The sequence below is a fragment of the Bacteroides timonensis genome, from assembly GCF_000513195.1.
GTDB lineage: Bacteria > Bacteroidota > Bacteroidia > Bacteroidales > Bacteroidaceae > Bacteroides > Bacteroides timonensis.
Genome location: NZ_CBVI010000060.1, coordinates 1 through 8,202 on the forward strand (window position 1 = coordinate 1; position 8,202 = coordinate 8,202).

General features: G+C 48.4%; 8 protein-coding genes. 7 read left to right on the plus strand and 1 reads right to left on the minus strand.

The window, feature by feature from the left end:
* Positions 1-554: 554 nt before the first annotated feature.
* The gene (locus BN161_RS12320) at positions 555-1,511 is read right to left on the minus strand and encodes a FimB/Mfa2 family fimbrial subunit (RefSeq protein ID WP_044266557.1); all 957 of its coding nucleotides are present in this window, start codon (positions 1,509-1,511) and stop codon (positions 555-557) included.
* A 364-nt stretch (positions 1,512-1,875) separates the two neighbouring features.
* Here BN161_RS12320 and BN161_RS12325 point away from each other — a divergent pair, with 364 nt between their 5' ends.
* From BN161_RS12325 to BN161_RS12355, 7 genes are all read left to right on the plus strand, one after another.
* Entirely contained in the window at positions 1,876-2,793 is a 918-nt protein-coding gene (locus tag BN161_RS12325) for a helix-turn-helix domain-containing protein (RefSeq protein WP_044266560.1), read from the plus strand.
* A gap of 155 nt (positions 2,794-2,948) precedes the next feature.
* Positions 2,949-4,301 (plus strand): ATP-binding protein, encoded by a 1,353-nt coding sequence (locus BN161_RS12330; protein WP_125910806.1) that lies wholly within the window; start codon positions 2,949-2,951, stop codon positions 4,299-4,301.
* A 127-nt stretch (positions 4,302-4,428) separates the two neighbouring features.
* Positions 4,429-5,331: an SIR2 family NAD-dependent protein deacylase gene (locus tag BN161_RS12335; protein WP_044266565.1), complete on the plus strand. Its 903-nt coding sequence runs from the start codon at positions 4,429-4,431 to the stop codon at positions 5,329-5,331.
* A gap of 10 nt (positions 5,332-5,341) precedes the next feature.
* Positions 5,342-5,944, plus strand: a complete 603-nt coding sequence (locus BN161_RS12340) for a DapH/DapD/GlmU-related protein (RefSeq protein ID WP_044266567.1) — start codon at positions 5,342-5,344, stop codon at positions 5,942-5,944.
* On the plus strand, positions 5,941-6,327 hold the full coding sequence (gloA2, locus tag BN161_RS12345) for an SMU1112c/YaeR family gloxylase I-like metalloprotein (protein ID WP_044266568.1): 387 nt from the start codon (positions 5,941-5,943) through the stop codon (positions 6,325-6,327). The genes BN161_RS12340 and gloA2 overlap by 4 nt, the downstream gene beginning before the upstream one ends.
* A 12-nt stretch (positions 6,328-6,339) precedes the next feature.
* Positions 6,340-7,068, plus strand: a complete 729-nt coding sequence (locus BN161_RS12350; RefSeq protein ID WP_044266570.1) for a hypothetical protein — start codon at positions 6,340-6,342, stop codon at positions 7,066-7,068.
* A gap of 110 nt (positions 7,069-7,178) precedes the next feature.
* Positions 7,179-7,976: an MBL fold metallo-hydrolase gene (locus tag BN161_RS12355; protein WP_044266572.1), complete on the plus strand. Its 798-nt coding sequence runs from the start codon at positions 7,179-7,181 to the stop codon at positions 7,974-7,976.
* The last annotated feature ends 226 nt before the right edge of the window (positions 7,977-8,202 follow it).

An 8,202-nucleotide genomic window follows, 5' to 3' on the forward strand; every position in this document is an offset into this window, starting at 1 on the left:
TTCAGCAGTTACCTTAAAGCTACGCTAAATTGATTAAACTTATGAATGCCAATCTGGAGTAACCTCTCAAATCAAGAGCGGTATTATTTGCTGTATTTTTGTTGCCATCTTCGAGTTAATTACGAATTTGAGGGGAATTCTGTACAAAAATACTATTTGCAATCCTAATCGCCAAACAAAACAAGAAAAGTTCTATCTATTTTGCTTGTATTTCCTCTTCATTTTCGCAGTTTTGGTGAATTTGGGGCTGTTTTAACAACATGTAATAGACCAAGTTGATTTGATTATCACAAAGTTAGTATTTTCTTTTTTTAATGAGCAGCCCCGCCACGGAAATTTTTCTCTCCCGGCGGGGGCTGCTTCCTTTTGCTGATTATTGATTCAAGTAAAGGTCTCTAAATTCAGAGACACTTTGAATGCCATTTAAAGCTTCTTCAAATGCATACGTTCAGGCTTACGCCAATACCTTTTTGAAGCGTTCGAGGAACAAGGAACTTTCGGGGTTCATTTTTTGTAAGCGTGCAGGAGTTTGAAGGAACGAATCATCGGGCGCTTCAGCCCAGCGTCGGTATATTAATCTCCTGGCTCTCTTCATTCCAATTCTCCACCGTGAAGTTTCCGGAGGATTCTTCGGAAAAGATGTCGCCCATGGATAGCATGAGCGTCAGTTTGGTATTGGCGACGAGTGGTGCGCTCAACGTCTGCTGGAAGGTCTGGACGGTACCGTTCTTCAGAATGACGCTCAGCTGGAATACGGGGAGCCCTGCCGAAGGGAACAGCATGGCGGTTTCATTGCTCATCTGCATGCCGTCCGCCGAAAGTGTCAGTGGAAAGGACACCGTGCACGCATTGCCTTGCGGCTGCCCGGTGTAGTAGTTCAGCTGGCTGTAGATGTTGGTGATGCGCACGGCAATGCTGTCGATGCCCGGATTGAGGGCTTCGCCGTCCTGGCTCTTGACGATGACTTGCAGGCCTGCCACCACCCGTTGCAGGGAGGCACTCAGCACTTCGGTGCCGATGTCGGCTGGCTGAACGGCGTGCAGCATGTCGTAAGCCGGATAGTAGAGGGTGTCTGCCGGCATCTGCCTGAGTCCGTAGCTTTGCAGGCTCATGTCTCTTCCGATGCTGAAGGCGGGCTCTTGGATGGGGTTGCTGTAATAGGCTGAGTCCGTTACTTGGGATGTTCCCCAGTAGATGAGGTTGTAGAGACCTGTCGGCAGCGATAGTTCCGTGGTGTACGGCTGCTCGTCGAAGATTCCGTTCTGTATGTGATAATAGGCATGGACCGGAGTCCGCATACCGTTGATGTAGTTGCCGTAATAGATGGAACTGCCGGCCTCGCACGGCGCAATGGTCAGTATGCCGGTCAGCAGCGTTTGCCCGCCGCCGTTTTCCACTTCGGTATAGATGGGGGGAGTAATCAGTGCTTCATCGGGCGTTGCCGCAGGGTTGTCATCGGAGCAGCTTGCCACAATGGCGGCAATCGCTGCAAATGCTATCAGTCTTTTCATTACTCGTTAAGTTTAGGATTATTTTCTTAGAGAACATCTTCTTGTTCAAAAGGTTCTGAGTTTTAACTAACTCAAGTTTCGCAAGTTCAAGAACTTGCTTTCAGTAATCAGTAAACAAGGCTACAAGGCTTTTCCTTGTAATCACTTTAAAAAGCAATATATAGGCAGAGGGCTGTTTATCCCTCCTTGTAGCCTGGTCAACTTGTTCACTGAAAGCATGTCAAAGACATGCGAAACTTAAATAACTAACATAACGTGAGTGCGATATCATATCGGGAAAAAGAATTATTTTTGCAGCGTCAAAAAGAATCAGGCATTAATCCCTCATGAAGAATAAGGCGCTTGGCGCCAATGCGAAACGGCTATGAAGTATAAAGAGACCTTCGGAGTGTTCTCCGACAAGACGGCGGAGCAGATTTCGCTGTTGAAATATACCAAGAGTTCCTGTGGTGTGGACTTTCTGCTGAACACGGCGGAGAGTTGGGAAAAGCGCGGATGGTTCGATGTGAACAAGCGCTATAAGACCGACTTCTTCGAGTTTTACTTCTTCGGCAAAGCCTCCGGACATTTGCTCCTTGCCGGAAAAAGGATAGAGCTGCACGACGGCATGACACTCATCATATCGCCCTATCAGCAACAAGAATGGCATGTGGACATCGACCGGCTGGACTACACCTTTCTGGTCTTTCAGGAGGAGTTCATCAACAACTTCCTTTCGGACAAGTACTTCATGTACCGCCTGCTCTATTGCTATCAGAATGATTATCCCACCTTCTTCTGCATGGACGATGAAGACCGGCAGCCGCTGCTCCTGCTGCTGCGCTCCATGAAGACGGAGCTGCGCACACCCGTTGCCGACAGCTATCACATGATTGTGGCATATCTGTATCAGTTTCTGCTACAGCTCAACCGCTGCTATGCCCGTCTGTTCCACCTGCCCTTCTCCCCGCCCCAAAATAATTACGCCTATCAGTACAAGCAGCTTTTAGAGAAGAACATTTGCACCAAGACGCGCGTCAACGACTATGCCGCGATGATGGGCATCAGCCGCGTGTCGCTCAACAAAGCCGTGGACAGCGAGTTCGGCGTATCTGCCATGCACCTGCTCAAGCAAAGGCTGTTGCAGGAGGTGAAGAACGACCTGCTGTTCACCGACCTTTCCGTCAAGGAAATAGCCTTCCGGCTGAACTTCTCGGAACCGAACCACCTGATGCGTTTCTTCAAGCAGCAGACGGGACAGACCATCAGCGAGTTTCTCGCTTCCGTACAGGCGGAAAGATAATCGAGTAGTTAGTTATTGCCTTAATGTGTTAAAAAGAACAATAAATATTGGATTTGTGTAGATACTGACATATCAAAAACCTTGGATATGTGTATATTTGCACGTATAGAATCTATCGGATATGTGTAACTCACTTAACTTGGTTTAATATGGAAATGAAACGTAAAATATATGACAGGCTTTTAAAATGGAAAAATGAAGCATGTGGCGACTCGGCTCTTTTGATTGAAGGCGCTCGTCGTATTGGCAAAAGTTATATCGTTGAAGCATTTGCAAAGAATGAATATGACAGTTACATCATAATAGACTTCAATAATACCACTCAACAGATAAAAGATTTATTTACTGATTACCTCTATGATTTAGACACTTTTTTTATGTATCTGAGTCTGTATATGGGCGTTTCCTTAAAAGAACGGCATTCGTTGATTGTATTTGACGAAGTACAGCTTTATCCGAAAGCAAGAGCTGCAATAAAATATCTTGTAAAAGACGCAAGATATGATTATATTGAAACCGGTTCTTTGGTAAGCATACGGAAGAATGTAAAAGGAATAACCATTCCGTCGGAGGAGGAGTCTATACAAATGAATCCTATGGATTTTGAAGAATTCCTTTGGGCTATGGGTGAGGACACTTTGATGAATTTAATCAAGATGCAGTATGACAAAAGCCGTCCGATGGGCAACGATATGCACCGGAAGGCAATGACTTGGTTCCGTCAATATCTGATTGTCGGAGGCATGCCGCAAGCCGTTCTGAAATATGCCGAAACGAAAGACTTTGAACAAGTGGACAGACAGAAGCGAATCATATTGAATCTCTACAGAAACGACATACATCATTATGCGGACGGTTTGGAAACGAAAGTGGGAAATATCTTTGACGAGATACCTGCCCAGCTTCAACGTCATGAGAAAAAGTTCCGTATAGGTGACTTGCAAAAAGAAGCACGTTATCGTGATTATGATTCAGCTTTCCTTTGGCTGGCTGACGCAAGAGTCGTAAATGTCTGTTTCAGTAGTACCGAGCCCAATATAGGATACAAGTTGACGCGTGACGGAAATACCCTGAAATGCTATATGGCTGATACGGGATTGCTTATTAGCCATTCTTTTGATGAAAATGGGATAACGAGTTCTGAAATATACAAGAAACTGATGTTTGACAAATTGGAATTCAATGAGGGGATGCTTGTCGAAAACATCGTTTCTCAGATGCTTGTTGCTGCCGGGCATAAATTATATTTCTTTTCATCGTACTCTAAAGAGGATGCCGAGATGAGGATGGAAATAGATTTTCTGGTCTCCAAAGCTATTGCTACAAGCCGGCATAATGTTACTGCTATCGAAGTGAAATCCGGCAAGAAATATACTTTGAACTCATTGGAAAAGATAAAGAGGAAATACGGGAATATGATTCATAAACGGATTGTATTACACGCTTTAGATGTGAAAATGGAGAATGACATACTTTATCTGCCGCTGTATATGACTCCTTTATTATGATGTGACTTCATCTTTTCGCAAGACTCATTTATCAAAATGGTAGTGATGCGCGCAAGATTGGTAGTTGCATCCCTACCGGAAGCCGCTACCTTTGCATCTCCGAAACAAAAAGATAGAACAGAAACGTATGATTGCAAAAGAAACGATAGACTTATTGAAGAAAAAGATAGACGAGGCGGAAGCCATCGTGGTGGGCGGTGCTTCGGGAATGTCCGCCGCGGCAGGCTTCAAGTTCTACTACCAGCGGGATGACGTGTTCCGCATGATAGCCGGCAGCCTGGAAGACAAATACGGTTTCCACAACCACTTCGATGCCTTCTACTGCCGGAAGACCACGCGCGGAGAGCATTGGGCGATGATACTGCGCAGCACCCGCTACCAGTACGAATGTTATACCGGCGAACCGTATCAGGACTTGGCGGAATTGCTTGCCGGAAAGAACTACTATATCGCCACCACCAATCAGGATGCCCAGTTCTTCCGCACCTTTCCCGACGAGAAGATAACCCGTATTCAGGGCGATTCGCGCTACTTCCAGTGTGGCATGCCCTGCCACGATGCCATCTATTATAATAAGGAGCAAGTCTTTGAACTGTGCCGCCACATCGAGAACGATGCCCTGCCCGATGAACTGATTCCCCGCTGTCCCCGTTGCGGCAGCGAGATGGAGCCGTGGGTGCGTGGCTACACCTTCCTCGAAGGGGCGTATTATCAGAAAGAGATGAAGCGATACCGCGACTTCCTGCAAACGTGCGTACACAAGAACACCCTGTTCCTGGAGTTGGGTGTGGGCATGATGACGCCGATGTTCATCAAGGAACCGTTCATGAACATGGTCTATCAGTGGCCACGTGCCACGTACGTCACCATCAATCCCCAGCACGCCATTGTTCCGCAGGAGATAGCAAAGAAGAGCATCGGCATTCAGGACGACATTGCCGTCACCCTGAAGCAACTGCTTGGCAAGCCGACGGACGGAGTGGCGAGCCTGAATGCAACGGAAGTATTTAACCCATCAAGAGTTTATTAACAATCAGGATATGATAAAAGAATACATTACCACCCCGACGGCGTTTCCGCTTGCGAAAGATAGACCGTGGGACACCATCGCCCGCCTCGGAGGCATCCTCGATGCTGTAATCAAGACATTGGGCGACGGGTACGAAATCCATGACGGCGTTGCCATTCACAAGACTGCGGTCATCGGACACAACGTGACCATCAAGGCGCCTGCCGTCATTTCCGCCGGTTGTTTCGTGGGGGCGAATTCTTACCTGCGCAATGGCGTTTTCCTTGCACCGGGAGCGAAAGTCGGCATCAGTTGCGAAATCAAGACCACAGTCATGCTGGAAGGCAGTGCCATGGCGCATTTTAACTTCGTGGGCGACAGCATCATCGGGCATGACGTGAACATTGAGGCAGGAGCCATCCTTGCCAATCACTTCAACGAGCGCACGGAGAAGACCGTCTTTGTATACCACGAGGGGCAGCCTATTTCAACCGGCCTGCAGAAGTTCGGCTCGCTGGTGGGCGACGGCTGCCGCATCGGGGCAAATGCCGTGCTCTCTCCGGGAACATTATTGAAACCGCAGACCATCGTCCGTCGGCTCGAACTCGTAGAACAAGATTCCTATCAACCATGAAACTGAACAAGATACATCACATAGCAATTATCTGCTCCGACTATCGGCGCAGCCTCCACTTCTATACGCAGGTGCTCGGGCTCCGTATGCTGAGCGAGCATTACCGTGCCGAACGACAATCCTACAAGGCGGACTTGGCCTTGGGCGATGAGTATGTCATAGAGTTGTTTTCTTTCCCCACCCCGCCGCCCCGACCGACGCGCCCCGAAGCCGCAGGGTTGCGCCACCTTGCCTTTGAGGTGGATAATCTCGACAAGGAGGTAGCCGACCTCGACCGCCTGCAGGTGGCTCACGAAGCGATTCGCACGGACGAATATACCGGCAAGCGTTTCGTCTTTTTCCGTGATCCGGACGACTTGCCGATAGAATTGTATGAGAAATAAGTGGAAGAAAATATGAACAGAACAGATAAAAACACTGATACCCTGCAGAAAGCCGCCCAAGCGATAGCCGATGCAGACGCCCTGCTGATAGGAGCCAGCAACGGACTTTCGATAGCCGAGGGTTATCATGTCTTTGCCGACAACGAGATGTTCCGCAGCCGGTTCGATGATTTCCGGCAACGATACGGGATAAGGAACGTCATCGAAGGATGCTTCTTTCCCTATCCCGATGCGGAGAGCCGGAAGGAGTTCTGCCGCCGCCTTGTGCAACAGTGGGTAGAGGAATATCGCCCTTCCGAAGTGATGAAGGACTTGCTTGCCCTCGTGGGCGGCAAGGACTACTTTGTGCTGACGACGAACGGTGACACGCATCTTGAACTGTCGGGCTTCCATCCTGCCCAAGTCTTTGAACTGGAGGGCACGTTCCTGCAGATGCTTCACGATGCGCCCATAGAGGACAAGAGCGGAGAGTTGCAACAATTCCTGGCGCATTATTACGGCAAGCGGCTCGTCATCCTCGAACTGGGCATCGGCAGCCGGAACCGCCTGATAAAGCTGCCGCTCATGCAACTGACGGCAAGGGAGCCTTATGCCACTTACATCACCCTGAACCTTGCCCAAGAGCTGTATATACCGGATGAAATCTCCCGGCAATCCATCGGACTGCCGGGAGACATTGCCGCTACGCTCCACGAGCTGAATCAATTGGTACCTATCGAAAGGACCTCTCCGGAGATGTAGCATTCCGGTCGTTCATTCCTACACAACTTTTATTTTATGTATCATAGAACAATAATTATTGTATGAAGAAAATTTTATTCTTGTTTTTCGTTTGCCTGACCGCCGGAACGATGGTCAAGGCGCAAACAACCGAAAGAGGAAGTTCCATCCGGCTAATCCGGAATGCGACGCTGAAAGTCAGCTATGCCGATAAGCTCATCCTCGTAGATCCAATGCTGAGTGAAAAGGGAAGTTCCATATCGGCACTGGGAGTAAATCTGAATCCGAGAGTACACCTCACCATGCCTGTAAAAGAGGTGTTGGAGGGTGTGGATTTCGTCCTCTTGACGCATTCCCATATCGACCATTACGATGATGCGGCGAAGAAAGCCATTCCCAAAGCGATGCCTTGGTATGTGCAGCCCGCTGATTATGACACGGTGGCGGTGAAAGAACGTTTTGTCCGTACCACGATTGTTCCCGACAGCCTGACGGTCGATGGAATTACATTGGTGCGGATTGCCGGAAGCCATGGCAGAGGCAAACTGGCGGAAATGATGGGAACCTCCTCTGGATATGTCCTGAAAGCTAAAGGGCAGCCCACGGTTTACATCATGGGCGACTGCGTATGGGATGAAATGACGAAAAAGGCGGTAGCCATACATCGTCCGGACTATATCGTCGTGAATAGCGGTGGCGCAATACTTCCCCCATTCTCGAAAGAGTGCGGCCCGATTATCCCCAATGAACACGAAACAATGCAGATAATGGACGAGTGCCCTGCCAATATCCGCTTTATCGCCGTCCACATGGATGCCATCGACCATTGCCAGACTACCCGTACCATACTCCGCAACGAAGCCCGGCATCATGGAGCAGATATGGAACGCCTTATCATCCCAGAGGACGGGGAAACCGTTGTACTGTGAGCCTGCATATCATCGTTGATGTTATCCCCTTTTATTTAAAGCCAGCAATATTTCGGGAATCTCTCTTTCCCGTCGCTAAATTGAAGATTTTTACGCCTTTGCCCGTAAAAGATGTTCCGCTTGTGCGGCAATCTGAATTTTTATCTTTACTTTTGACGAGCTTTTAAAGAAAGATAGAAGATATGAACGGACAAACGGCAGCTAAGAGAAACACCCTATTCTCCTT

Coding starts and splice junctions, on each gene's coding strand:
- BN161_RS12355 (WP_044266572.1), top strand. CDS start 7,179: ATGGTCAAGGCGCAAACAACCGAAAGAGGAAGTTCCATCCGGCTAATC.
- BN161_RS12340 (WP_044266567.1), top strand. CDS start 5,342: ATGATAAAAGAATACATTACCACCCCGACGGCGTTTCCGCTTGCGAAA.
- BN161_RS12350 (WP_044266570.1), top strand. CDS start 6,340: ATGAACAGAACAGATAAAAACACTGATACCCTGCAGAAAGCCGCCCAA.
- gloA2 (WP_044266568.1), top strand. CDS start 5,941: ATGAAACTGAACAAGATACATCACATAGCAATTATCTGCTCCGACTAT.
- BN161_RS12335 (WP_044266565.1), top strand. CDS start 4,429: ATGATTGCAAAAGAAACGATAGACTTATTGAAGAAAAAGATAGACGAG.
- BN161_RS12330 (WP_125910806.1), top strand. CDS start 2,949: ATGAAACGTAAAATATATGACAGGCTTTTAAAATGGAAAAATGAAGCA.
- BN161_RS12325 (WP_044266560.1), top strand. CDS start 1,876: ATGAAGTATAAAGAGACCTTCGGAGTGTTCTCCGACAAGACGGCGGAG.
- BN161_RS12320 (WP_044266557.1), bottom strand. CDS start 1,511: ATGAAAAGACTGATAGCATTTGCAGCGATTGCCGCCATTGTGGCAAGC.